The sequence below is a fragment of the Streptomyces sp. SCSIO 30461 genome (assembly GCF_037023745.1).
Classification (GTDB): domain Bacteria; phylum Actinomycetota; class Actinomycetes; order Streptomycetales; family Streptomycetaceae; genus Streptomyces.
Map to the genome: position 1 here is coordinate 1,411,427 of NZ_CP146101.1, position 25,019 is coordinate 1,436,445.

At 68.2% G+C, this 25,019-nt stretch carries 21 protein-coding genes and 2 pseudogenes; 13 read left to right on the forward strand and 10 right to left on the reverse strand.

Going from position 1 to position 25,019, the window contains the following annotated elements:
- Positions 1–2: 2 nt before the first annotated feature.
- Entirely contained in the window at positions 3–734 is a 732-nt protein-coding gene (locus V1460_RS06515; protein WP_338672679.1) for a HEAT repeat domain-containing protein, read from the reverse strand.
- The gene (locus V1460_RS06520; protein WP_338672681.1) at positions 731–1,117 is read right to left on the reverse strand and encodes a CPCC family cysteine-rich protein; all 387 of its coding nucleotides are present in this window, start codon (positions 1,115–1,117) and stop codon (positions 731–733) included. Before V1460_RS06520 ends, V1460_RS06515 begins: the two co-directional genes overlap by 4 nt.
- Positions 1,118–1,915: 798 nt before the next feature.
- Here V1460_RS06520 and ltrA point away from each other — a divergent pair.
- Together ltrA and V1460_RS06530 are read left to right on the forward strand one after the other, a co-directional pair.
- Positions 1,916–3,265 (forward strand): group II intron reverse transcriptase/maturase, encoded by a 1,350-nt coding sequence (ltrA, locus tag V1460_RS06525; protein WP_338672682.1) that lies wholly within the window; start codon positions 1,916–1,918, stop codon positions 3,263–3,265.
- Between the two features lie 720 nt (positions 3,266–3,985).
- Positions 3,986–5,170 carry an IS4 family transposase gene (locus tag V1460_RS06530; RefSeq protein WP_338672683.1) on the forward strand — a complete coding sequence of 395 codons (1,185 nt, stop codon included), beginning with the start codon at positions 3,986–3,988 and terminating at the stop codon, positions 5,168–5,170.
- 231 nt (positions 5,171–5,401) lie between these two features.
- Here V1460_RS06530 and V1460_RS06535 read toward each other — a convergent pair whose 3' ends face one another.
- Entirely contained in the window at positions 5,402–5,767 is a 366-nt protein-coding gene (locus tag V1460_RS06535) for a hypothetical protein (RefSeq protein ID WP_338672684.1), read from the reverse strand.
- Between the two features lie 448 nt (positions 5,768–6,215).
- Between V1460_RS06535 and V1460_RS06540 the strand changes: the two genes are divergently transcribed.
- A complete protein-coding gene (locus tag V1460_RS06540; RefSeq protein WP_338672685.1) occupies positions 6,216–7,508 on the forward strand; it encodes an ISAs1 family transposase in 1,293 nt (430 codons plus the stop codon).
- Positions 7,509–8,321: 813 nt separating this feature from the next.
- A pseudogene (locus V1460_RS06545) lies at positions 8,322–9,137 on the forward strand (reverse transcriptase domain-containing protein).
- Here the strand turns inward: V1460_RS06545 and V1460_RS06550 are convergent.
- Positions 9,115–10,346, reverse strand: a protein-coding gene (locus V1460_RS06550) for an IS3 family transposase (RefSeq protein WP_407077412.1) whose coding sequence is annotated in 2 segments (ribosomal slippage) — positions 9,115–10,020 and positions 10,023–10,346 — 1,230 coding nt in all. Because the reading frame shifts where the segments join, the coding sequence is not laid out codon by codon here. The pseudogene V1460_RS06545 and the gene V1460_RS06550 overlap by 23 nt on opposite strands.
- Positions 10,347–10,351: 5 nt before the next feature.
- Here V1460_RS06550 and V1460_RS06555 point away from each other — a divergent pair.
- Positions 10,352–10,762, forward strand: a complete 411-nt coding sequence (locus V1460_RS06555; protein WP_338672688.1) for a group II intron maturase-specific domain-containing protein — start codon at positions 10,352–10,354, stop codon at positions 10,760–10,762.
- A 154-nt stretch (positions 10,763–10,916) separates the two neighbouring features.
- On the opposite strand, the gene V1460_RS06560 is transcribed toward V1460_RS06555, so the two are convergent.
- Together V1460_RS06560 and V1460_RS06565 are read right to left on the reverse strand one after the other, a co-directional pair.
- Complete coding sequence (locus V1460_RS06560; RefSeq protein ID WP_338671528.1) at positions 10,917–12,266, reverse strand: ISL3 family transposase; 1,350 nt, start codon at positions 12,264–12,266, stop codon at positions 10,917–10,919.
- Positions 12,267–12,505: 239 nt separating this feature from the next.
- The gene (locus V1460_RS06565) at positions 12,506–13,039 is read right to left on the reverse strand and encodes an SMI1/KNR4 family protein (RefSeq protein ID WP_338672690.1); all 534 of its coding nucleotides are present in this window, start codon (positions 13,037–13,039) and stop codon (positions 12,506–12,508) included.
- A gap of 90 nt (positions 13,040–13,129) precedes the next feature.
- On the opposite strand from V1460_RS06565, the gene V1460_RS06570 reads away from it, so the two are divergent.
- Positions 13,130–13,633, forward strand: a complete 504-nt coding sequence (locus V1460_RS06570; RefSeq protein ID WP_338672691.1) for a hypothetical protein — start codon at positions 13,130–13,132, stop codon at positions 13,631–13,633.
- 66 nt (positions 13,634–13,699) lie between these two features.
- Here V1460_RS06570 and V1460_RS06575 read toward each other — a convergent pair whose 3' ends face one another.
- Both V1460_RS06575 and V1460_RS06580 read right to left on the reverse strand, forming a co-directional pair.
- A complete protein-coding gene (locus tag V1460_RS06575) occupies positions 13,700–14,284 on the reverse strand; it encodes an HAD domain-containing protein (RefSeq protein ID WP_338677928.1) in 585 nt (194 codons plus the stop codon).
- On the reverse strand, positions 14,281–14,973 hold the full coding sequence (locus V1460_RS06580; protein WP_338672693.1) for a class I SAM-dependent methyltransferase: 693 nt from the start codon (positions 14,971–14,973) through the stop codon (positions 14,281–14,283). Before V1460_RS06580 ends, V1460_RS06575 begins: the two co-directional genes overlap by 4 nt.
- 331 nt (positions 14,974–15,304) lie before the next feature.
- On the opposite strand from V1460_RS06580, the pseudogene V1460_RS06585 reads away from it, so the two are divergent.
- The 3 genes and pseudogenes from V1460_RS06585 to V1460_RS06595 all read left to right on the forward strand — a co-directional run.
- Positions 15,305–15,541, forward strand: a pseudogene (locus tag V1460_RS06585) (tetratricopeptide repeat protein); the annotation flags it as partial.
- 103 nt (positions 15,542–15,644) lie between these two features.
- Positions 15,645–15,878 carry a hypothetical protein gene (locus V1460_RS06590; RefSeq protein ID WP_338678381.1) on the forward strand — a complete coding sequence of 78 codons (234 nt, stop codon included), beginning with the start codon at positions 15,645–15,647 and terminating at the stop codon, positions 15,876–15,878.
- A gap of 97 nt (positions 15,879–15,975) precedes the next feature.
- The gene (locus tag V1460_RS06595; RefSeq protein ID WP_338672695.1) at positions 15,976–16,518 is read left to right on the forward strand and encodes a hypothetical protein; all 543 of its coding nucleotides are present in this window, start codon (positions 15,976–15,978) and stop codon (positions 16,516–16,518) included.
- Here the strand turns inward: V1460_RS06595 and V1460_RS06600 are convergent.
- Both V1460_RS06600 and V1460_RS06605 read right to left on the reverse strand, forming a co-directional pair.
- Entirely contained in the window at positions 16,453–18,198 is a 1,746-nt protein-coding gene (locus V1460_RS06600) for a VCBS repeat-containing protein (protein ID WP_338672696.1), read from the reverse strand. The two genes, V1460_RS06595 and V1460_RS06600, sit on opposite strands and share 66 nt — an antisense overlap.
- 67 nt (positions 18,199–18,265) lie before the next feature.
- Positions 18,266–19,210 (reverse strand): hypothetical protein, encoded by a 945-nt coding sequence (locus V1460_RS06605; RefSeq protein WP_338672697.1) that lies wholly within the window; start codon positions 19,208–19,210, stop codon positions 18,266–18,268.
- A gap of 311 nt (positions 19,211–19,521) precedes the next feature.
- On the opposite strand from V1460_RS06605, the gene V1460_RS06610 reads away from it, so the two are divergent.
- The 4 genes from V1460_RS06610 to V1460_RS06625 all read left to right on the forward strand — a co-directional run bounded on the left by V1460_RS06610 (position 19,522) and on the right by V1460_RS06625 (position 24,965).
- Entirely contained in the window at positions 19,522–20,142 is a 621-nt protein-coding gene (locus tag V1460_RS06610; protein ID WP_338672699.1) for a 2Fe-2S iron-sulfur cluster-binding protein, read from the forward strand.
- Positions 20,139–21,131 carry a xanthine dehydrogenase family protein subunit M gene (locus V1460_RS06615; protein ID WP_338672701.1) on the forward strand — a complete coding sequence of 331 codons (993 nt, stop codon included), beginning with the start codon at positions 20,139–20,141 and terminating at the stop codon, positions 21,129–21,131. Before V1460_RS06610 ends, V1460_RS06615 begins: the two co-directional genes overlap by 4 nt.
- The gene (locus V1460_RS06620; RefSeq protein WP_338672702.1) at positions 21,128–23,293 is read left to right on the forward strand and encodes a xanthine dehydrogenase family protein molybdopterin-binding subunit; all 2,166 of its coding nucleotides are present in this window, start codon (positions 21,128–21,130) and stop codon (positions 23,291–23,293) included. The genes V1460_RS06615 and V1460_RS06620 overlap by 4 nt, the downstream gene beginning before the upstream one ends.
- Positions 23,294–23,384: 91 nt before the next feature.
- Positions 23,385–24,965 (forward strand): IS1182 family transposase, encoded by a 1,581-nt coding sequence (locus tag V1460_RS06625; protein ID WP_338671414.1) that lies wholly within the window; start codon positions 23,385–23,387, stop codon positions 24,963–24,965.
- Positions 24,966–25,019 lie beyond the last annotated feature (54 nt).

The window sequence follows — 25,019 nt, forward strand, 5'->3', positions numbered from 1 at the left end:
GGTCACCTTTCCGAGTACAGGTCGGTACGGTCGATCCAGGTGGGGGCGACGAAGATGTTGTCGCCGGCGGGGGCTTCGGAGGCTTCCAGCAGGGACCAGGTGCGGGATTCTTCGACCAGGTGCTCCCAGGGCGCGGTCCAGTCGAGTGCCCAGTCCAGGCCAGTGCCGGAGATGCCGTACGTGCCGCTGGCGTCCACGCGCCAGAACTGGGAGTAGAGGATCACCTGGGCATGGTCGGCGAGGTCGTTGATGATCTCGGTGAAGTGGGTCGAAGGCCAGCCAGGGGCGTCGTCCGCGGTGGCGGCTCGTAGGCGTGCGGTGAGCGGTGGGACGACGGGGGTGCGTGCGCCGAGTTCGGTCAGCGCCCAGCGGATGCCGACGGACTCGGTCCAGTCCGGTGGGGTCGCCTGTTCCAGGCAGGCGCGGTAGGCGCGGCGCAGGGGCTCGATGGCGCCGTCGATCTCCAGGCTCGCCAGGGCCATGGCCGCCCATTCGCGGACGGTCGGGTTGTCGCTGCCCAGCAGACCGATGAGAGCGGGGCCGCAACAGGGATCGCCCACCTCCTCGAAGACCTCGATGGCGGTCAGCTGACCGAAGCCGCCGAGGGAAGGCAGGCCGTTGATGATGGCGGGTATGGCGTCGGTGCCGATCCAGATCAGCTCCGCGCGGGCGTCGTAGGACTCGTCGGCCTTGCCGTCGAGCTGCTGGACGAGTGTCTTGATGTGGGCGGTCATGACGCGGAGTGCTCCCGGCGCCAGAAGGTGGGCAGCCACCAGCAGAGCACCGAACGGTCGTCAGGCCACGGGGCGCGGTCCTGGGCCGCCCAGTCCTCGAAGGAGTCCCGTGTCAGGTCGATGGGGCGCCAGGCGGGGTCGAGCGGCTCGTCCGTCGCCGGCGGGCGGACGTACCGCCGGCCTTGCTGGTCGCAGGCTCCGAAGTCCTGGTAGTTCCGCTGGGCCTCGATCAGGGAGACCTTGTTCGCCCCTCCGGACATGGTCGGCCAGCGGAACTGGACCCCGTCGTCCTCCCAGAAGCAGACGGGGCAGATCTCGTACGAGCCGGGCATCGCGCCCAGCACGCGGTGCCCGCAGCACGGGCAGGGGTAGGAGTCGCTCACCCGTGCAGTCTCGTTGCAGGTCCCGCCGGGGTGCTATTGGTTTCTCTGCCTCCGGGGTACCCGGGCAGTCCGCAGCCAGTCCGCAGGACACCCGTAAACGGCCGTCGGGAGCCAACGCATGCCAACGAGGAAACCCCAGGTCAGAGCCCTGGAGGGGGCTCCGCCGCAGGTCAGGATCAGACCGCAGATATTCCGCTTCAATGTATAGGCCACGCATTACCGTGGATCTGGCGAATTAGCAAACCACCAGGTCAAACGGGGTCGACCCGGATTCGGGTCGACCCCGTTCGCGTAGTGCGCCCAGCATGGGCGATCGATTGGGGGTGGAAGTCCCCTGGGGGAAGAGGTGGTGCTAACCCCGAGCCGGAGGCAAGGGCGTCATCGTGAGGTGGGGTCTGGAGGAAGCCCGAGGCGAGACCTGGGTACCGAGGAACACGAACCGCGTATGAGGCGTGTTGGTCTGGGTGAGTCGGCTACGGACGACGATGCCCGTCACTGCCAAGAGGGCCAGTGCGTAGACGCGGCGGGGATCTGGGGACATTGATCGTTCTTACCTGGGGAGATCTGTCCGGGTGTCGGTTGTGCTGAAGATGTCGCCGCGCCGACGGGTTGTGCCGGGAGGTGCTGCCTGACCGGGCAGAAGTCAGCAGAGGCCGTAGTACCAGCCGGGATGAGCCGCGTGGACGGCGGGCTGGGAAGGGCCGAACATCGAGTGGAACGGGTGATGTGGTGGTTGCTCGTGCCGGTCACGTGGACCGCAGTAATACCGCTTCGGCGGTGCCGACCGGGGAGGGACCGGTGCATTCCGGAAGTGCCCCGGCGGAGCGCAGTGGCCGGTCGGCGCACTCCACGGAGGACGTTCACCGCGATCAGGAGTCCTTGCTTTGGGAGTGGATGCTCTCGAAGGAGAACCTGCTCGCGGCGCTCAACCGTGTCGAGATGAACCGGGGTGCTCCCGGGGTGGACGGGATGACCACGGCGGAACTTCGCCCGTGGCTGCTCGTCAACTGGCCCGTTGTGCGGGGTGAACTCGACGCGGGCACCTACCGGCCGGCGCCGGTCCGTCAGGTGATCATCGGCAAGCCTGGCGGCGGCGAGCGGATGCTGGGGGTGCCGCGGGTGCTGGACCGCTTGATCCAGCAGGCCATCGCGCAAGTGCTCGTGCCCATTTTCGACCCGGAGTTCTCGGGGTCGTCCTTCGGGTTCCGTCCCGGCCGGTCCGCCCATCAGGCGGTGCGGGTCGCGCGGCGGGCCATCGAGGACGGTCACCGGTGGGTCGTGGACCTCGATCTGGACCGGTTCTTCGACCGGGTTCAGCACGATGTCCTGATGGCACGGGTCGCGCGCAGGGTCGGTGACCGCCAGGTCTTGAGGCTGATTCGCCGGTATCTGGACGCCGGGATCATGGTGGACGGCGTGAGACAGCCGAGCGAGGAAGGGACCCCGCAGGGCTCCCCGCTCTCGCCTGTCTTGTCGAACATCATGCTCGACGACCTCGACCGGGAGTTGTTCAAGCGCGGTCATCGGTTCGTGCGTTACGCCGACGACGTGCGCGTCTTCGTGCGGAGCAGACGAGCCGCCCACAGAGTGCTCGACTCGGTCACGACCGTGGTCGAGCAGCGGCTGAAATTGAAGGTCAACCGGGACAAGTCGAAGGTGGTCCCAGCTTCCGTCATGACGATGCTGGGGTTCGGCTTCTACTTCGTCCGGGGCGGGAAGGTCAGAGTCCGGGCCGATCCGAAGGCGCTCGCGCGCTGGAAGGTGCGGATCAAGGAGCTGAGCTCGCGCCGGTGGAGTATCGCGATGGATGAACGCATCGCGAAGATCAACCGCTTCACCACTGGCTGGATGGGCTACTTCCAGCTCGCGGACACCCCCAAGGTGTTCCAGGAGCTGGACAAGTGGTTGCACCGCAGGATGCGGCAGATCCGCTGGAAGGAATGGAAGCGCTACGCGGCCAGACGCCGGAACCTGCGCGCGCTCGGGATCCCTGAGCGGTCCGCCCGTGAATGGGCGGTCAGCAGCAAGGGGTACTGGCGGATCGCGGGCTCGGTCGTTCTCCAGCGGGCCCTGCCCACCTCCTACTGGGACGACCTGGGTCTGCACATGCTCAAGCCGACCTGGCAACGGCTGAGATCAGCTCGATGAACCGCCGGATGCGGGCCCGCATGTCCGGTGGTGTGAGAGGAGGGACGGGCGACCCGTCCCTCCTACTCGATCCCGCGGCTGGATTTTGGCTGGATTACCTGACGCTTCGTCACCTGCCGTCATCCGTCGTTCTCCGCACGCTGGCTGGATCGCGGCTGGATGCGGCTGAACGGCGAGTCAGTTCGGAGGGGCGGCGTGTATGCCCGTGTGGGCCGAGCGTTTCGGGCCGTTGCGCCCTGGGGGCTGGATGGGGCGAACGGCCCTGTCGTCGTCCGCACAGGCGTCGGCCGGACGCCATGACGGTCCCGCGGACGCGCTTGGCCGCAGGTTCGAGTCCTGGGCGGGGCACTCGGAACATGGGGACAGGGAGATTCGGCCGTGGGTGGGAGTGAGTTGGTGATCCAAACCGTCGTTCGGCTGAACCGTTGGACCGGGCAGCCGATGCCTGCGCGGGCGATGGACGGCGGTCTGCGATGGCGTGGGCTTCGAGTCCCCGCGCTTCTCGGCCGACGGGGGCGCGGGGGCCGGCTCGATCATTCGAGTTGGGTGATGGTTGCTCTGCCACCGGGTGCTGCCGCGTCGGCGCGGGGCGGCGTGGTGCGGCAGAGGTAGGCATCGCTGAGGCGGCCTGTGGGGTATTCGCCTTAGCTTGCGATTTAAGCCCAATGTCGTTGACATAGGTTGCTGATGGTGGTTCAACGGATACAGGGGGTGGTGTCCGTGGCTGTTCGGCTGGTGGACCGTGTGGTGTTGGGAGACCTGACGGCGGTTTATCCGCCGGAGTTGGTGGATGTGGTCCTGTCCAAGACGGAGTCGCGGGAGGCCCGGGTCCGGCTGTTACCTGCGCGGCTGATGGTGTACTTCATGCTCGGCAAGGCGTTGTTCTCCCCGGATCCGTACCGGGAGGTGCTGCGCAAGCTGGCGGAGCCGGCCCGGCGGGATGGCGGGTGGGGTGGGTGGCGCATCCCGGACAAGGCAGCGGTTTTCCGGGCGCGGAAGAACCTCGGTGTCGCCCCGTTGCGTGAGCTGTTGGCACAGGTGGGGCCGGGAGTGGCGGACGAGTCGACGCCGGGGGCGTTCTGGCGGGGACTGCGGTTGATGGCGATCGACGGCACCACGCTCGAGGTGGCCGACACTGCGGCCAACGAGGAGGCGTTGGGTCGGCCGGCGGCCCGGACGGGGGGACCGTCGGGGTACCCACTGGCCCGGGTGGTGGCGCTGATCGAGTCCGGGACGCATGTGGTCACCGATGCCGAGGTCGGGCATTACCGGTCCGGTGAACGGGGCCTGGCGGCCGAGCTCGCCCGCAGCCTGCGGCCGGGGATGCTGGTACTGGCAGACCGGGGCCTGCCCGGGGTGCATCTGTGGAAGCAGCTCGCGGCAACCGGCGCCGACCTGCTGTGGCGGGTGCCCAAGCTGTGGAAACTGACACCCGAACAGGTCCTCGCGGACGGTTCGTGGATCGCCACCGTGCACGGCGGCCGGGGCCGCAGCAGGCAACCGGTCCAGGACGTGCGCGTCCGGGTGGTCGAGTACGTCCTGGACGATGCCGGCCGCGCCCCGGACGAGCACTACCGACTCGCCACCACGCTCATGGACCCAACCGCGGCCCCAGGCCGGGAACTGGCCGCGCTGTACGCGGAGCGGTGGGAAGCGGAGACCACCCTGGCCGAATGGAAGACCACCCAGATCGGCTCCGGCAACGTGCTGACCAGCAAGAGCCCCGACCTGGTAGAGCAAGAGATCTACGCGCACCTGGCCGTTCACACCGCACTGCGGTCCCTGATGCACACCGCAGCCCTCCACCACGCCACCCCGATCGATCCCGACCGGCTGTCCTTCGCCGCCGCCCTGCGCGCCGCCCGCCGCAGCGTCACTTCGCTGACCGGCGCTTTTCCCCCCTGAGCACCTGACCGCCGAGATCACCCACTTCTGCACCGAGCTGTGGCAGGAAATCAACCCACCCCGACGGCTGCGGACCGTCCTACGCCAGGTCAAACGCAAGATGTCCAAGTTCCCAGCCTGGAACCCCGGCCGTCCCAAACCTGTACAGCCGACCAGGACGTCACACCAAGCAGTCAAGATCATCCCAGCCGTGAAACCGCCACCGGATCCCTAAAGTCAACGGCATTGGTACTAACTGCAGATGTGCTTGAAGGCACTTGCACCGGGCCGGGCACGGAACCTCACCTCATGCCCGGCATCGTCGGTAAAGACGGCCTCCGTCTCGGACTTCAAGGTCATCGTGCCGCGCTGGCTGGGGTTGTCCCACCCCTCGGGCGGGTTTCCCGAGCCATCGGAGAGCGGGGTCTCCGCTTCGAAGTACGTCGAGCCGATACGGGCCTCGTCGATTCCGCAATGCGTATAGAGGTCGAAGGGAATCGTCCGGCCGGACGGTGTCGCCCGGACGGCGTCTGCGCCCTCGTCGGCCTGGGCACAGCCCGTGAGTACTCCAGCCGCGAGCGTGAGGGCGAAGATGATTTGTCCAGCTCTTTCAGTCATGGCCTTTCGACGCTCAGCCCAAGTCGGCGGTTCCGCACCTTACGGTTGTGAGCCACGCGGAAGGTGTCGTGCAGCGACTCCCATCGGCTCGGCTGGTCTGACTGGCGACGCCGCCATCAAGCCCGGTCCCGGGCCGGCCACTATCAGTGGTAGGCCGCTCAACAACAATCAAGATCACGATCTACAGCTGGAGGTGTGCCACGAACACAGAGAGTGAGGTTGATGTAGGTAGAGACCCTGCTTGATGTGGTGCTGCACGGAAGATGAAGGCTTTGTGGCCCTTCGGCGTCGCCCCGCGGTGGGAGGTGTCAAACCACCAGGGCCCCGGCGTGTGCCTGGCTCATCCCGGTTTGAGTTTGTTGATCGCGGTGGCGGGCCCCGGAAGCGGGTGAACACGGCACCTGTGGATCATGGAAGTTCTCTAGGCTTCAAGATCCACGAAGGTGCCGTGTTCGTTCCTCCATCATCCCCTGTCACTGCTCCCCTCTCTTCTCCGCCCCGCCTGGAGGCCCTCGTCTCAGGTGCCGTGCGGGACCAAGTCCGCAGCCTGGTCGCCGGGTTCGAGTCGGTCACCGACCCCCGAGGAGCCTGCGGGGTGCGCTACCGACTCTCCTCCCTGCTGGCCCTGGTGGTCTGCGCGATGACACCGGCGGGCCACGACTCCATCACCGCGGCAGCGGAGTGGTGCCGACGTGCCACCCCCGAGGAACTGGCCGCCTTCGGCCTGCCCTACCACCCGCTCCTCGGCTGCTACCGGGTCCCAAGCGAGAAAACCCTGCGCACCGTCCTGGGGCGTCTGGATCCCGGCGAGATCAGCGCGGCCGGCTACGGCCACCTCCGGCCTGTGCTGTCCGCCCAGCCCCACCCGACACCGCTCATGCCCAACGGCGGCATCGAACGCGAACAGCGCCGCGCGCACCGGTCCGCCGTCCTCGCCGAACCGGTGCGCTCCCGACGCCGGGCCCTCGCAGTAGACGGCAAGTGCCTGCGCGGCGCACGCCGCCCAGACGGCAGCCGGGTCTTCGTCCTCTCCGCCGTCCGGCACGGCGACGGCACCACCCTCGCCTCCCGCGAGATCAGCGCGAAGACCAACGAAATACCGGAGTTCCAACCCTTGCTCGACCAGATCGACGACGCCGACCTCGCCGGGGCCGTCGTCACCGCCGACGCCCTCCACGCCCAACGTGACCACGCCACCTACCTGCACAAACGCGGCGCCCACTACCTGCTGACCATCAAGAACAACCAGCGGGGCCAGGCCCGTCAACTCCATGCCCTGCCCTGGAAGGACATCCCCGTGATCCACCGCGACGACGCGCGAGGGCACGGCCGCCACGAGCAGCGGATCGTCCAGGTCGTCACCGTCGCGGGCCTGCTCTTTCCGTACGCGGCCCAGGCCCTGCGTATCAAGCGCCGTCGCCGTCTGTACAGCGCGAAGAAGTGGTCCAGCGAGACCGTCTACGCCATCACCGACCTGCCCGCCGAGGAAGCGAACGCAGCCGAGATCGCGTCCTGGGCTCGCGGGCACTGGACGGTGGAAAATACCGTCCACTGGTGTCGAGATGTCACCTTCAACGAGGACAAGTCCCAGGTCAGGACCCACAACGCGCCCGCCGTACTCGCTGCCCTCCGCGACCTGATCCGCAGCGCGCTCAAGCTCGCCGGCTACGTCAACATCGCCGCCGGACGACGAGCCCACACCGAGCGCCCCCGCGTCCTAGCCCTCTACGGCATCACATGATCAAACCGGACGATCCAGGCACTCGCCGGGGCCCTGGTCAAACCACCCCGAGCTGCGTTGGCTGATTGTGTCCTGAACGTGAAAGGGAGCTGGTTGTAGGACGGTTTCTGGGATCGATGCTGTGCGAGAGATGAAGGATTTGTGGCCCTTCAGAGCCGCCCTGCGGAGGGAGGCTCTAAACTGCCTCATGCTGCGTTAGCCAAAGACTGTCGTGGTGAGCGATGAGGAAAAGGCGCCCAGGAGGCGTCAGGTAGGGATCGGGAAGACGAGCGCAAGCGAATCGTTGCTGAAGCGTCGTTAAGCAGACAGATGACATCGAAACTGGGGTCTTCAGCTTACCCCGGGATGAGTCTGGCGGTTATCCGCTTACTGGCCAGGTGGTGTCCGGCGTGTAGACGACATGAGCCCGATCTGCCGCTCTCGCATGGAACAGGAGAAGGCGTGCCTCGATACGCCCCGCTCTCGGGTGGGGGAGAGGGAGTGTTCCAAGTGGCGGACACCGCAAGGGATCGAGTACCGATGCGGGGCGCGCTGACGGACCGGTTCGTAGTAGTGATGAAGCTCCTGTAATGGGAGTGGAGCGAAGGGGCCGGGTCATTCGTGACGTCGTTTATCTAGACAACCGGGAATCCCGGGAGGAACTATATGGACGCGTTGAAGTCATCAGGCAAGCCGTTTGAGATTTCGAAGCGGGAAGTCTGGGAGGCATATGAAGGAGTGAAAGCAAACAGAGGCGCACCCGGCGTGGACAGTCGGTCCATTGAGGACTTCGAGAAGGATCTGAAGGGCAACCTTTACAAGATCTGGAACAGAATGTCGTCAGGAACGTACTTCCCTCCGCCGGTGCGTGCGGTGGAGATCCCCAAGTCGTCCCCCGGAGGCGGCGTGAGGATCTTGGGCGTGCCCACGGTGGCCGACAGAATCGCCCAGACCGTTGTGGCCAGGCATCTGATGGAACGGGTCGAACCCGTTTTCCACGAAGATTCCTACGGCTATCGGCCTGGACGGTCGGCACTCGATGCGGTGGAACGCTGCCGTCAGCGTTGTTGGAAGAGGGACTGGGTGATCGATCTCGATGTCCAGAAGTTCTTCGACAGCGTCCGGTGGGACCTCATCGTCAAAGCCGTGGAAGCGCACACCGATGCCCGTTGGGTAGTGCTGTAAGTGAAGCGGTGGCTCCAAGCTCCGCTTCAACTGCCTGATGGCACCTTGCAAGAGCGGAATCGTGGGACTCCCCAGGGATCAGCGGTTTCGCCCGTGCTGGCGAACCTGTTTCTCCACTATGCGTTCGACATGTGGCTCGCCCGTAAGTGGCCGGGTATCACGTTCGAGCGTTACGCCGACGATGCGGTCGTGCACTGCGTGTCGGAGCGTCAGGCCCGCGAAGTGCTGGCCTCGCTGATGGACAGGATGGAGGAGGTCGGGCTGCGCCTGCATCCCGACAAGAACAAGATCGTGTATTGCCGGGACGGAAAGCGCCGACGGCCCTTCGGGCTGGCGGAGTTCACCTTCCTTGGGTACACGTTTCGTGCACGTGAGAGCCGGAACAAGCACGGGCGGCGGTCCACGGGCCTTGACCCCGCGGAGTGGACACCTGTTCGTGTTGTTATGCAGCGAGTGTCAGGGTAGCTGACTGCTGTTCGTAGACGTTCGGTGCCTTTTGTTCGTTCGCCGAGTGCCGTCGCCGGGTGTTGTAGCGGGTGGTCCAGCGGAAGACCGTCAGGCGGCAGTCGTGGGCTCCGTCGAAGCGGCGGGCGCCACGGAGCGTCTCGCGTTTGAGGGCGGCGTTGAACGACTCGGCGAGTGCGTTGTCCGCGCTCGTACCGATCGCGCCCATGGACTGCCGCACTCCCAACTCTGTGCAGAAATGGGCGAATTCGCGGGACGTGTACTGGGCTCCGTGATCGCTGTGGAAGACGGCGCCGGCCAGGCTGCCGCGGGTCGCTTCGGCGGCCCGGAGTGCGTCGGTGACGAGCGAGGTGCGCATGTGGTCGGCGAGCGACCAGCCCACCAGGCGGCGTGAGAAGCAGTCGATCACCGTCGCCAGATACAGGAACTCGCCGTCGCCCACCGGCAGGTAGGTGATGTCCCCGACGTACTTGGTGTTCGGCGCACTCGCGGTGAAGTCACGCCCCAGCAGGTCCGGCACTCGGGTGGCGGACGGCTCGGGCACCGTGGTGACCTGCCGCTTGCGCAGCCGCAGCCCGGCGATGCCGAACTTCCGCATGACCCGTCCGACGCGCTTGTGGTTCACCGGCTCGCCTTCGTCTCGGAGCTCGGCGGTGATGCGGGGGCGGCCGTAGGTGCCGTCCCATTCGGTGTGCACGGCCCTGATCCGCATCGCGAGCGCGGTATCGGCCCGCTCACGCGCGGCACGGGCCTGGCGGCCCGCCCGCCACTTGTAGAAGCTGGAGCGGGCGACCTCCAGCACGTGACACAACCGCTTCACGCTCCAGGCGCGGTGGTGGTCCTCGATGAACTGGAAGCGGCTGGTCACCAGGTCATCTCTTGTGCGAAAAACTTCGTCGCCTTGCGGAGAATGTCCCGTTCGGTGGCGAGTTTCTGCATCTCCTTGCGGGCTGCCGCCAGCTCCCGGCGCAGGGCCTCGTTCTCGGCCTGAAGCTCCTCGGCCGTCGGCGGGGAATCCACCGTGCTCTTCTCCGTGCTCGTCGTGCTGCCCCCGCCGCGGCGGGCCCGTTCGGCCCGCACCCAGTTACGCAGCGTCTCGCGGCTGATCCCCAGATCTTTGCCGATGCCCTCGAAGGTGTGGCTCGGGTCCGACAGGTACAGCGCGACAGCGTCCGCCTTGAACTCGGGCGAGTAGACCTTCATCACCATAAAAGATGCCTCCTACCCGGCCCCTGGCGGGGCCGGGCTCAGAGGTGTCCACCACTCGGGGACAGGTCCCCACGTCGTTCGAGCCGGCGATCAGCAAGGAAGCTCTGAAGAGGATCAGTGCGGAAGTCCGTAGTTGGCGACTTCATACCCGGTCCGATCTCTCCTTTGTCGAGCTTGCACGACGGATCAATCCGGCGGTGCGGGGCTGGATGCAGTATTTCGGTCGGTTCTACCGGTCGGCACTGAACCCCCTCCTGATGCGCATCAATGCCTACTTGGTGCGGTGGTTCCGTCAGAAATACAAGAAGCTCGCGGCGTTGCGGAAAGCGCTCCAGAAGATGTGGGAGATCGCCGACAGGTACCCCCGCATGTTCGCGCACTGGAGATGGCCCACAGTGGCGTCCGTGGCCTGGTGATCAGAGTGGCAAGAGCCGTGTAACGGGAGACTGTTACGCACGGATTCTGTGAGAGCCGAGGGGTGAGATTCCCCCGGGCGACCCGACTACTAACCACTACCCGGCGTCACCACCGACTACGGGCCAGAGCCGCTCGTTTGACGGGTCTTCGAATTTAGTGGGGGTGCGCCTGCCGTCGGCTCCGGCGGGTGGTCGCACAGCGTGAGCGTAGGCGCTGGTTGGCGCGGTTGCGGAAGCCGAAGGCGTTACGCGCTTCGAGCTTGATGAGGCGGTTGTTGCCTTCGGAGGCGGCGTTGGTGATGCCGGTGGTCAGGTAGGTCTCGATGCCGTCCCACCACTGCTCGATGGTCTCGGCGAGGGTGAGGAGTTCGTGCAGGTGGGCGTGGTCGGCGACGTGGGTGAAGAAGCGGTGGCGGGCGGCGGAGATCGCGGAGCGGTCGGGGGCGTGGTGGGTGCGGCTGACGGCCAGGCCGAGGAGGTCGCGCAGGAGTTCCTTGGCCTGCCAGGCCGCGTGGATCTGCCGGCCGTAGGTGCCCATGTACTCCAACTCGGTCTTCAGGAGGAGGCGTTGGTCTTCGGTGAGGTCTTCTTTGTTGCGGCGCAGGAGTTTGCGGACGGTGTAGATGCCGTCGCCCTTGCGGGCCCGGCGGCCGTGCTGCCGCCAGGTGAGGCGTCGGCGCAGGTCGGCGAGGTGGCGCTGGGCGAGTTGCACGATGTGGAAGCAGTCGACGACCACGGTCGCGTGCGGCAGGGCACGGTGGACGGCGGCGCGGAAGGTGGAACACAGGTCGATGGCGACGTAGCGCACCTGTGCCCGCCAGGATGCGGGCTGGGAGCTGAGCCAGTCGGCGACCGAGGTGGCGTTGCGGCCTTCGACCTGCCCGAACAGTCCTTGCCCGCCGATCACGTCGACGAAGCCGATGTGCCAGGCGTCCGCGACCAGTTCCCACTTCTGCGTGGCCGGGTTCTGGGCCCAGACCGGCTTGCCCCGCCGGGTCTCGTCGATCCCGACCGCCTCGGTCGCGGGCGGCGTCTCGGGCAGGACCGTCGCGGCGTAGTCCTCGAAGCATCGCTGCACGATGGGCCAGCTCAAGGACAGGTCGCGGCCGGCCTGCACGACGGTGCGGGATCCGTCGCAGACCGCGGCCCCCGCCGCCCGGCGCAGGGCGGTGGTGGTGCGCATCCCGGCGGGCACCGCGTGGATCGCCTCGGTGAACGAGCCGCGCTCGCACGCGGGTTCGGCGCAGTACCAGCGTGCCTTGCGCCACCGGATACTCACAGGGCGTCCACCGCAGGGCAGGTGCCGGGGCCGGGTGGTGCGGTAGTCCTTCAGCCGGGTGGCGAAGACCCCGCACGAGGGGCAGGCCCGGGCGGAGTCCTCGCTCGTGACCACGTACACCGTCGAACCGCCCGCCCCGTCGTCCTTGACCTGCGTCACACTCACCCCCTCCAGCCCCAGAAGTCGCGTTGCCGCTTCGTTGATGCCGGTATCGTCGCTGTTCAAGCCCGTGGGGTTTCATGATCGGTTGCCTAGACAACAACCATGATCACGAAGGCCCGCGGGCTCCTTGCGTCCAGGGCGCCCGCACCCCAACCACCTCACACAGCGTGACCGGCGAGCGCGCCCGTCACCGCCGCACCCCCCACTAAATTCGAAGACCCCGTTTGACAGACCCCAGTCGGCACCGCTGACGCCGCTCGGATGCCCTCGCCACACGTCGTGGCGGGGGCATCGGGTCGGGTTCAACGGCAGAGCTTCATGATGGTGTCGTCGAAGTCGGGAAACTCTCGTGTGGCCTGGGTGATGATCGCCGCTGCCGACTCTCGGCGGTCCGGAGCGAATTGCTCCGCGATAGCCGCCAGGTCGCGATTGGCCTGGGGAGCCCAATCGGGCTCGGGCTCGTACGAGGTGGCTGCTTCCCACGGGCCGAAGCCGTCGGCCAGCAGCCACAGGAAGGCACCGAGGTCGCGAGCGACGATACCGGTCTCTCCTTCGGAGCCCAGAAAGACAACGGGCTGCTCCACCAGTTCCCGACCGGGACGAACCAGCCAGAACGCTGCGTTCCCGCCGGTGCCGTCCTGGCCAAAAACGCGGAAGTCGTCGCCGTTCAGCTCGCCGTTGCCGGTCCACGCGCGGAACCACTCAGTGGTCTCATCGGCGGTCAGGAAGGACTCGTAGGGTTCGAAGTCGACACCATCCTCGCCAATGCACTCGAGCCTGACTGCCATGGCAGCGGCGAGCGCGGCGGGGAACTGGCGATCTCCGTTCACGGTCATGCGAACAGAGTAGCGATCGGCTTGGGTTGCCAAGCTGTTGATAGTGCTGGCGGATCTCCAGCCGAGGTACGCGTGGGGCATGCTGTCACGGTGAGTGAATCCTCAAACGAGTGGCAGGCTTGGTTGAACAGTCTGGACGCGCGTGGAAGGGCGGCAGCGGAGTCGCTGCGTGCCCGATTCGAAGCACTCGGCGCGGCCGATGGTGGCGACTGGGCCAAGTCGGAGATCTGTGAGGACCTTCCACACCTCGCGCGGTTCATGCTGCTGCGAAGTCTGTGGCGCGGTCCGATCGGCGGTTGGGCCGATCCGGATGCCATCGATCAGCTTCCTGTTGCCCAGCGGCTCCTTGCTGCTGGGGCGAACAAGGAGGATCTCGTTCGCCTGGCGCGAGCGGTCGCCTATGAGGCAGTGTTCGCAACGCTCGACGAGCTCGACACCGGGAGTGAAGTGAACGTATCGGGCATCGATGTCGGCTGGCTCGTCATGGAGTCAGCCGAAGACGGCGCCCCGACTGGTCGAGCCCTCTCGGGCCTGCACGAAGATCTCTTGGCCATGGACCCGAGTGGGCGCGATGGAGCGGACTTGTGGCAGTAGCCCTGGTGCAGGGCCCGCAGCGCACCCTGATGCCCTCGCTGCTCGTGGCAGCGAGGGCATCAGTCGTCAGGCGGCGCGGGCTGCGCGTAACTGCGCGACCCACCTCGTGACCTCGGTCAGGTGCTCGGGCTGTAGACCGAGGTGCGGGTCGGGCTGAATGAGGAGGGTCGACGTTCCCTTCGCAGTGCGTTCCACCGCCCATTCATGGTCGAGGCCGGTGAAGTCGTCGTCGATCCAGACGGCGGGGGCGTCGCCCAGCCATGCGTCGACGTGGTCGCGTTTCCAGAGGTAGCCGTTGGGGTGGCTGGTGGTGATCTGGGGACGCGGGAGATCGACGTACGGCAGGGTCGGAAGGCCGAGGAGCGGGCCGACAAGGGCGGTGGCGTCCTGCCGCCAACTGGTACACCAGGCCGGGGTGACCAGGCCGGTGCGGATCACGTCCATGAGCATGGGGCCGTGGGCAGGGTCGAGCCAGACGGTGACCGGGTTGTCGGCGCTCCGGCCGGTGGGGACGACGTCGTGGCGGGTGTGGGTGGCCGGGGTCGAGCCGTCCGCGTTGGGGAAAGGTATGAGGACGCCGTCGATGTCGAGGAGCAGGTAAGGCGGGCGCGTCGGTTCCTCCGGGGGAAGCCGGGGCGAATGGCTGGTCAGAGCTTGCGGGCGCGGATCAGCAGGGTGGTGGGCCAGTGGCCCATGCGGGGGTCGTTGAACTCCTGGGCCGAGGTGAGCCAGAAGCCCGCCCGGCTGAGGTGCCTCTCCCAACGGTCGGTATCGAACTCCCATCGGGCGATGGGGAGCCGAGTGCGGTCGGGCAGGGCGACGAAGTCGCGGCGGGGCCGGTCGTCGCCGGAGGGGCTTCGACCGCCGCGCTGCGGGTGGGGGACAGAGAAGGCCAGCACTCGCCCGGGCGTGAGGCGTTGGGCGATGGCCGGGAGCAGGAGCTCGGGGGCGACGAGGCCGACGGCGCCGAAGACGGAGTAGATCGCGTCGAACTGCTCGTCTGAGGCGTGCAGGTAGTGCAGGGCGTGGCCGGCGACGAAGGTGAGGTTGTTCAGCCGTCCGTAGTGGGAGCGTGCGCGGCGGACCTGGAGGCCGACCAGGTCGACGCCGGTGATATGGGCTCCGTGGCGGGTGGCGAGGTGGGCGGCGTTGTGGCCGGGGCCGCAGCCGAGTTCCAGGAGTCGCTTGCCGCGCAGGTCGGGGCCGAGGACGTCGGCTCCAGGGCCTTGGCCGGGTCTCGTGGTCCACTCCATCCGGGCGGGTACGGAAAGGGGTTCGGCGAGTCCGGCGGCGGTGCGCTGGAGGGCGTGGACGTGCCAGGGGGATGCCTGGGCGAGCACGTCAGATCTCCAGGAGGTGGAGGACGTCGGTGAGGTGGCGGCGGACGGCCTTGATGTAGGCGGGGTCGGTGGCCGGGTCGTTAGGCCGTGGTGTCGATGGTGGTCACCGTGTCTCCGTCTCTGATCGGGCCGGGTCCGGGCACAGGAATGCCCGAGCCCGGTGTGGGCGTACGGAACTTCGGGGTGCCGCCCGGACCAAGGGGGAGCCTGGATCACGGTCACGCCGTTCCGGGCGGCTGCTGATAAGTGAACCGGTGGTCACGCTCAGTGGGTACGGTGGAAGGCAGTCGAAGCGGTATACGCGGTTTACAGCTCCGAAGCGGAGGCGGTCGTGGCGGCGCAGAGAGTCCCCAACTCCCGTCTGCGCGACGTCATCGACGCGGTCGGCTGCACCTACGAGGCCCTCGCCCGAGACGTGCGGCGCATCGCCGCCGAGAACGGCGAGATCCTCCAGACCAACAAGTCGGCCATCTCGCACTGGGTGAACGGCACCCGTGCCCCGTCGGGCCGAGTAGGCCAGTACCTCGCCGAAGCGCTGTCCCGCCGAGCGGGGCGCACGGTCACACGATTGGGACATCCCCGGCACAGCCTTCATCGACCCCGGGGAGAACTGGTGCGGTGTTCGGTGCCCCGTATGCAGCTCCGACATCGAAGACTGGTGGGGCAACGCGATGGACACGGCAGCCCTTCCAGACGGCTACTTCGACTCACTTGCTGTGACTATGCCCTGTTGCTCTGCCCCGATGGACTTGAACGCCCTCGACTACGTCGAGGCTGCGGGTTTCGCCAGGTACAGCCTCGTAGCCACAGACCCAGAATGCGAGCTACCGCTACCGGCAGTTAGCGTCCAGGCGCTGGAGGATCTCCTGGGCACGGACCTGCGGCAGGTCGTCGCCCGGTACTGACGTCAAGTGCTGGCTTCGCTATGCGGGGCCGCTCGGAAACAGAAGCTCGTACGGCAGGTAATCGTCGTCCGGTACGCGCGGCACGTAGTCCGGGGCCGTGCGCGCGGCCACAGCCAGCAGGCGAGCGGCAGCCTCCTCCTCGGAGAGAGGCAAGCCCGAGGGCGCGCAGAAGGCGGTCGCGCTCGGCGTCGAAGTCCGGGTGGTCGGCCCGAAGGTCCGAGCCGAACTCGCTGATCGCGAAGCCCTTCGCCAGGTCGCGCCAGAAGGGCAGTACGGCGATGAGTGTGATGGCCTCGACGAGGTCGGCGCCGATCAACGTGGCCTGGCCCTCGGAATCGGCATACAGGACATGCCGCTCCTCGGCCCCGGCTTCCCCGCAGAGGAAGTACGTGCCGCCGGCGCCGCATCCGGCTACCGGGTGCAGCGGCCTGCCAGAGGGAAGTACAAGATCCTCGATAGGATCCCGGCGATCTATGTCGAAGTCACCTGGCCAGGCCAGCGCGGCAGCCAGCGACGAGTCTTGCTCAAGGCCCTTGAAATTCGCACACGGGCGGGGGCTGCGCACGCACGCACGTCAGAGGAGGTTGTTGTAGCCCTTCCCGCTGGTGGCGATCTTCGTGCGCGTGGCGAGTGGGGCTGAGGACCGGCCGGTGCCTTTGTAGAGCCAGAGGGCGCCCGAGCCGTCGCGGGCGATGAGGTCGGCTTTGCCGTTGTCGGTCAGGTCGCCGACGACGGACAGTGCGTCGTAGGTCTGCCAGCCGCCGCCGACCCTGACTCGGGTGGCGAAGGGGGCCGACGGCTTGCCGGTGCCCTTGTAGAGCCAGAGCACGCCGGTCTTGTCCCGGGCGAGGAGGTCGGGGTGCGTGTCGCCGGTGAGGTCGGCCGAACCGGCCAGCCGGTTGTACGCCTGCCAGCCGCCGCCGACCCTGACTCGGGTGGCGAAGGGGGCCGACGGTTTGCCGGTGCCCTTGTAGAGCCAGAGCACGCCGGTCTTGTCCCGGGCGAGGAGGTCGGACCGCTTGTCCCCGTTCACGTCGCCGGCCCCGGTGAGGGTGTCGTACGCGTTCCACCCGGTGCCGACCTTGACACGGGCCTTGAAGGTTTCCTTCGCCTTGAAGGTGAACTGGCGCTGGTAGTACCAGAGCGTGCCCTTCGCGTCCCGGGCGACGAGGTCCCCGTGCCCGTGCTGCGCACCGGCCGGGACTCCCTTCAGGTAGCGGAGGTCTTCACTGACGGGGTCCAGCTTGGTGATCTGGTTGTAGGTCTGCCAGCCGGTGCCGATCAGGCTGCGTGTGGAGAGCGGTGTGGTGGGCTTTCCGGTCCCGGCGAACCGGTACAGGCTGCCGGAGGTGTCCCGGGCCAGGAGTTGATGGCGCAGGTGCAGCGTTCCGGTGCCGGCGGTGAAGGTGGAGGTGCGGTCGAGTGCGCTGCCGTAGGGGGCGAGCTGGTAGATGTCGTGCACCACGTGGGTGGCGATCCGCCAGGTGTCCATGCCCGGGGGTGCGGTCAGGGTGTACTCGATGGTGTGGTCGCCTGAGCTCGCCTCGCAGGCGAGGTTGTTCCCGCCTCCGAAGATCAGGCGGGTCTGGCGTGCACACGAGATACCGGGGCTGGTGGTGACATCGGTGATGGCCACCTCGTCGCGGCGCCAGTTCGGCTGCCCGTCGGAAGGCAGGTAGTAGGTGTATATCTTCCCGGGGTCGGTGGCGTGGACGCGTAGTTTGTGGCGCACGGAGCGTCCTGCCGGTACGGCCGGTGTGTCGAAGGCGACGGTGTTGCGGGCGGCGGACGTGGCGGGGGTGACGACCTTGAGGAGGGCGTGGCCGTGAGTGGCGCCTTCGGGGGAGCTCTCCGACTTCTGCACGGACTGCACGGCCGCCGAGACGTCCCCACCGGTCGGCACCCAGGCGTAACCGAAGTGCACCGTCACATTGCGGGTGCTGTCGTCGAGGTGGAAGAAGAGCTTCCTGTACCCCTTGGAGAGAGGGCCTCGCTCGCAGGTGTAGACGCCGTGGGTGCCCGGGGGCGTCTTGCAGTCGTTGTCCTGCAGGATGAACGTGTCGGGGAGGACCGCGTCCGCCGCGATGGTCCCGGTCAGAGCCTCGGTGGAGAGGGCGAAGACCATGGTGCCGCTGCGGTAGGGGCCGGATGCTTGCCAGGGTTCGGCCAGCCAGGAGGCACCCGGCGCCGCGACCTGGTCGTCCGCGGCCAGGACGAGCGGCTCGCTGTCGGCGGCCGCGGCAGGTGCGAGGACCAGTGGTCCGCTGATGCACGCGGCCGCGGTGGCTATCGCCGCCGCGCGCCGCAATCTCGTACGCAAGAAAGGCTCCTACTCGGATGTCCCCGGCCCGCGGGCCGGGGACATCGTGGTGCGAGAGACAGGCAGTTCAGAAGATCCCGGTGATGGTCTTGGACCAGTATCCGGTTCCGACCAGTCGGGGGGAGCGGTGGGTTGTCGTACCGCCCGGATAGAAGAGCAGGCACCCGGTGGGGCAGGTGGTGCTGTCGGCGGCCCCGCTGCTCGTGACGTAGTCGATCACCAGGTCGGGGTCCGCGGGAGTGGTGGCCCACAGGTCGCCGGCACTCTCCCCGGTGGTGGGGACGAAGCTGCGGTACTGGGTGGGTGCGCCGTCGAGCGAGTCGGTGAAGGTCCTGACGACGCCCTGTGCGTTGCCGGCGGAGGCCAGAAGGGGCCTGTTTCCCTTGTTCCAGCCGCCGCTGCCGTAGATCGCCTTGTGGTCGAAGTCGATACTGTACGTGCCGCTGGCGCTCTTCTCTCCGGGGAAGATGATGAGTTGGCGGGTCGTCTCATCTCGTGCGAGAAGGTCCTTGATGCCGTCGCCGTCCTGGTCGCCGATCGCGAGGATCGTGCGGTTCAGCCACAGCGAGCCGTTGCCGATGCGCTTCGGCTTCCCGAGGTCGAAGGGGTCCGCCTGGTTCGCGGCACCGTCCCCAGCTGTCTTCCCGGAGTAGAGATAGAGGTCGGCGTCGGCGTCGGTGCAGGGATCTGCCTTGCACTGGATGGTGACCAGGTCGTTCCCACCCTTGTAGCCGCTGTCGGTTCGTCCGTCGATGTCACCTGGGGTGATCATCTGCAGGACGCTCTTCCAGCCGCCGACCTTTGCGGAGCTGGAGGGTGCGGCGAGCTCGCGTCGGGTGGCGTATTCGGGCTCGCCGAGGCCGTTGCCGGCGTAGAGGTAGGTCTTGTTGTCTTTGAGTCGTACGAGGATGTCCTCGTAGCCGTCGGGTGCGGCGGTGGGGCTGGTGAGGTTGGCGAAGCCACCGCCGTGCGCGATGAGGGCTCCGCTCCAGCCGCCGCTTCCCACGATCACGGACGGAGCGAGCTTGCCCGTGCCGTCGCCGCCGTAGAGGTGCGGGCGGTTCAGGCGGCTTCACCCCGCAGACGCGGTGGTAGGCCGCCAGTCGGTCCCCCTGCTCGGCCATTCACCAATATCGGAAATTTATCCCATTTCCACTACTATGGTGGTGGTCACGGCTCTGCGGCAGTCGGGAGCTGCCTCTTCGCTGTCGTGACGCGCCCGTCCGGCCTCCATGAGCCACCGGGTGGCACCACGCATCCCGCGGATCCGAACACGGGTTGCCGGACCACACCTCAGTCCGGGGAACGCGAAAGAAGCTTCTCATGGCCCTACCGACGTCCAGTGTCATCACCCTGAAGATCAACGGCGAGAACTACACACTGCCCGTCGACCACCGCACCACCCTGCTGGACGCCTTGCGTGAGCGCCTCGGCCTGACCGGCTCCAAGAAGGGCTGCGACCAGGGGCAATGTGGCGCTTGTACCGTCCTGCTGGACGGCCGCCGCAGCGTCGCCTGCCTGCAACTGGCCGTAGCGGCCGAAGGACGCGTGATCACCACCATCGAGGGACTCGCCGACGGCGAGCGGCTGCACCCTGTGCAGCAGGCCTTCCTCGAACTGGACGGGTTCCAATGCGGCTACTGCACCCCCGGCCAGATCTGTTCCGTGATCGGGGTGATCCAGGAGCACGCGGCCGGCTGGCCGAGTGCCGTCACGGACGACGTCCGGCCCGATGCGGCAGCGGTACCCCTGACCGCGGAGGAGATCCGCGAGCGGATGAGCGGCAACCTGTGCCGCTGCGGTGCCTACGTCTCGATCATCGAGGCGGTGGCCCGTGCGGCCGGTGCCGCCGCCGGACCCGCCGATCCCTCCGGAACGCATGCCGACTTGGGCGCGTCGGCGGACGGCAGTCCCGAGAGCAGCGCAAAAAGGGCCGTGACATGAGGGAGTTCGGATACCAGAGGGTCACCGACGTGGCGCACGCCGTCGCGGTGCTGGACGCCGATCCAAGGGCACGCTTCCTCGGCGGTGGCACCAACCTCGTCGACCTCATGAAGACCGGCGTGGAACGCCCCGCCCGGCTCGTCGACATCCGAGGACTCCCGCTCGACGAGATCGCAACGACCCCCCGGGGCGGTCTGTGCATCGGCGCCACCGTCACCAACTCCGACCTCGCCGCCCATCCCGAGGTCCGGCTACGGTACCCGGCACTGACGCAGGCTGTCCTGGCCGGCGCGTCCGGTCAGCTGCGCAACATGGCGACGGTCGGTGGAAACCTGCTGCAGCGCACCCGCTGCGGCTATTTCACCGACGTCTCTCGCCCCTGTAACAAGCGCGTCCCCGGCAGCGGCTGCCCGGCGGTCGAGGGCGAACACCACAACCATGCGATCCTGGGCGCGTCCGACCATTGCGTGGCGGTGCACCCGTCCGACATGGGCGTCGCACTGGCTGCCTTCGACGCTGTCGTGCACTTCGAAACCGCCGACGGGCCGGGCGAGTTGCCCCTGGAGGAGTTCTACCTTCCGGTGGGCGACACTCCGCACCGCGAAACCGCCTTGCCGGCGGGCGCGCTGATCACCGGCGTCACTCTGCCGCCCCTCCCGGTCGCCGCCCACTCCCGCTACCGCAAGGTGCGTGAGCGTGCTTCGTTCGCGTTCGCCATCGGTTCGCTCGCCCTCGCGCTCGACGTCCGGGACGGTGTCGTGCGGGACGCGCGTCTCGCCCTCGGAGCGGTCGCCTCCAGGCCGTGGCGGGCCCGCGCGGCCGAACGCGTCCTGATCGGTGCGCTCGCCGACGCCGAGACCTACGCCGCGGCGGCCACGGCCGAACTCGCGGCAGCACGGCCGCTGCCGCACAACGGATACAAGGTGACCCTGATGCACAATCTCGTGGTGGCCGAGCTGACCGCACTCGCCGAGAAGACCGCCCGATGACCACCGCCACGACCGGCGCAACCGCTCGGCCGAGTTCCGTCGGAACCGCGCGCACCCGCGTCGAGGGCCGGGACAAGGTCACCGGCGCGGCCCGCTACGCGGGAGAGATCTCCTTCGCCGACCTCGCGCACGGCTGGTTCGTGCTCTCCACGATCGCCCGCGGCCGCGTGAAGGCCGTCGACTCCGCCCCCGTCCTCGCCATGCCTGGCGTCCTCGCCGTACTGGACCACAGCAACTCCCCCCGTGTCGAGACCGACTACATCGGCCTGATGGGGTCGAAGCCCGATCCGACGTGCGCCGTCTTCCAGCACGACCGGGTGCCGCACCTGGGCTGGCCTGTGGCACTGGTCGTCGCCGAGACCTCCGAGCAGGCCCGCGAAGCCGCCGACACCCTGGTCGTGCACTACGAACAGGAGCCCCACGATGTCGACTTCGCCGCTGAACGCCCCGATGCCTACCCGCTGGACGGTCATGCGCCGCCGGCCGTGACCGAGAAGGGCGACCTCGACGCCGAGCTCGCGGCCTCAGCCGTCGTGGTGGACGCCGAGTACACCACCCCCGAAGAGCACCACAACCCGATGGAACCGCATGCTGCCACCGCCCGTTGGGAGGACGGCCGACTGGAGGTCGTCGACTCCAACCAGGGCACCACCTGGGTGGCGGGGGAACTCGCGAACCTGTTCCAGCTCGACCCCTCATCGGTGCACGTGCGCTCCGAGCACGTCGGCGGGGGTTTCGGCTGTAAGGGCATCCTCGCCCACCAGGTGGCCGCCGTCATGGCCGCGACCGTCCTGCAGCGCCCCGTACGGGTCGTCCTGACCCGCCGTCAGATGTTCTCGCTGGCCGGCTACCGCAGCCCCACCGCTCAGCGCGTTCGTCTCGGCGCCGACTCCGACGGGAGGCTGCGCGCGCTGGAGCACCGCTCGCAGAGCGTCACTTCCACGGTGCACGAGTTCATCGAACCGAGCGCGGATGTGGCCCGCGTGATGTACGACGCCGACGCCCACCACACGGCGAACAGGGTCGTACGGCTCGACGTACCCACCCCGACCTGGATGCGTGCCCCGGGTGAGGCGCCCGGCTCGTTCGCTCTGGAGGCGGCGCTCGACGAACTCGCCGAGGAGTGCGGAATCGACCCGATCGAGCTGCGCATGCGCAACGAACCCGACAGGGGACCGGTCTCGGGGCTGCCGTTCGCCGGCCGCAGCCTCCCCGCCTGCTACCAGGAGGGGGCCCGGAGGTTCGGTTGGGCGGATCGCGACCCGCGTCCGGGCCTGCGCCGCGAGGGCCGCTGGCTGCTGGGCACCGGCATGGCGGCGGCTTCGTTCTTCGTCGGCGCGGCACCCTCCACGGCCGCGCTGACCGCTCACGTGGACGGCACCTTCACCGTGCGGATCGCGGCGGCCGACATCGGCACCGGGGCCCGCACGGCGCTGACCATGGTCGCCGCGGACGCCCTGGGTGTGCCGCCGGAGCGGATCGAGGTCCGCATCGGCGACAGCGACTTCGGACCGGCGATGATCGCCGGTGGGTCCATGGGCACCCGCTCGTGGGCCTGGGCGGTCACAATCTCGGCCGAAGAACTGCGCGACCGGCTGGCCCTGAGCGGTGACATCCCGCCGGAGGGCATCACCGTGCGCTCGGACACGGCCGGGGCCGTCGGAGCCCTCGCTCCCGCCGAACGTCACTCCTACGGAGCTCAGTTCGCGGAAGTAGCCGTCGACGTCACCACGGGCGAGGTGCGCGTGCGCAGGATGCTTGGCATCTTCGCGGCGGGCCGGATCGTCAACCCGCTCACCGCACGCGGCCAGTTCACGGGCGGCATGATCTGGGGCATCTCCATGGCCCTGCACGAGGAGGCCGTACGGGACCGTGCCTCGGGGGGCAACATCGGCGCCGACCTGGCCGGCTACCACGTGGCCACACACGCCGACGTGCCCCGTGTCGAGGCCGACTGGATCGACGACGTGGACCCGGACGATCCAGTCGGCATCAAGGGCATCGGCGAGATCGGGATCGTGGGCGCCGCGGCCGCCGTCGCCAACGCGGTCTGGCACGCCACCGGCGTACGTCACCGGAGCCTGCCCATCAGGCCGGACCGGGTCATCCGTGCGGGGGCCCCGCACGCTTGCCGTCGCCGGGGAACCGCTCGGCCGGGCTGAGGAGGGCCGTACCTCTGCAGTCACCTAGAAGATCACTGAAAATCTCGGGTTTGGGCCCCGCGGGTGGCCCCGCGGGGCCAGACTGCTGTGTGTGCAGGGGGAATGGGCCGGGGAGACGGTCGGGCCGGATGTGTGGGAGACCTGCCGGGAGCTGATCCCGGCAGGGAGTGTGTTCGCGTTCCTGGCCGAGCACCGCGAGCGGCTGCTGCCGCCGGAGATGTTCGCGGACATGTACCCCTCGGCCAACGGGCGGCCGAGCCTGCCGCCGCAGGTGCTGGCGACGGCGGTGGTGCTGCAGAGCCTGTTCGGGACCTCGGATGTGGAGACCGTGCTGGAGCTGCGGTGCGACCTGCGGTGGAAGGCGGCGTGCGGACTGGGGCTGAACGACACGGCGTTCGACCCGTCGCTGCTGACCTACTTCCGGCGCCGCCTGCAGCGGTCCTCGGATCCGGGGCGGATCTTCACCCGGGTCAAGGAGGTCGTGGCCGCCACCGGCATCCTGCGCGGGAAGCGGCGCCGCGCGCTGGACTCCACGGTGTTCGACGACGCGGTGGCCACCCAGGACACGGTCACCCAGCTGATCTCGGCGATCCGCCGGGTGATCCGCGAGGTCCCCGGCGCCGGCCGCGTCGCCGCCGGGCATTGCACCGCTCACGACTACACCGACCCGGGCAAGCCGAAGATCGCCTGGGACGACGAGCAGGCCCGCGCCGGGTTGGTGGACGCGCTGGTCACGGACGCGCTCAACCTGTTGGGCCGCCTGCCCGAGCAGGAGCTGGGCGAGCGGGCCGCGAACGCGGTCGGCCTGCTGGCGCTGGTCGCGGGCCAGGATGTGGAGCCCGCCGAGGGCTCCGACGGGCGCGACGGGCGCTGGCGCATCACCCAGGGGACCGTCCGCGACCGCGTGGTGTCCACCGTCGATCCCGAGGCCAGGCACATCCACAAGAACCGCACCCGCCACCAGGAAGGCTTCAAGGGCCACGTCGCCGTCGAGCCGGAGACCGGCTTATTCACCGAGGTCGCCCTCGCCGCGGGCTGCGGCCCCGAGAACCACGAGGCGAAGATCGCCGAGGACCTCCTCGCCGCCGAGGACGAGCCGTGCGAGGTGCTCGGCGACTCCGCCTACGGCACCGCCGACCTGCGCGACCACCTCGAACAGCAGGGCCACGACGCCGTCCTCAAACCACCCCCGCTTCGCGCGGCCGTGCCCGGCGGCTTCACCAGCGACGACTTCCACATCGACACCGAGAACGGCCAGGTCACCTGCCCTGCCGGGCACATCGTCCCCCTCGGCAAGCCCCGGAAGACCGGCTTGCGGCAGGCTCAGTTCAAGAAGCTGTGTGCCGGCTGCCCGCTGCGCGAACGCTGCACCACCTCCAAGACCGGCCGCGTCCTGCAAGTCCACCCCCAGCACCAGCGCCTGGCCGACGCCCGTGCCCAGGCCACCGACCCCGCCTGGAAAGACACCTACCGCCGCTGGCGGCCACCCGTCGAACGCGGCATCGCCTGGCTGACCACCAAAGGCAACCGCAGACTGCGCTACCTCGGCACCCTCAAGAACGACACCTGGCTCCGCAACCGAGCCGCCGCCCTCAACCTCCGACGGCTCGTCAACCTCGGCCTCGAAGTGGCCGCCGACGGCACCTGGACCCTGACCCCGGCCACACCGTGAAGCACGGAGGGCGGCCCCGCCACCGGCGGACCGCCCCCACAACAAGATTTTCAG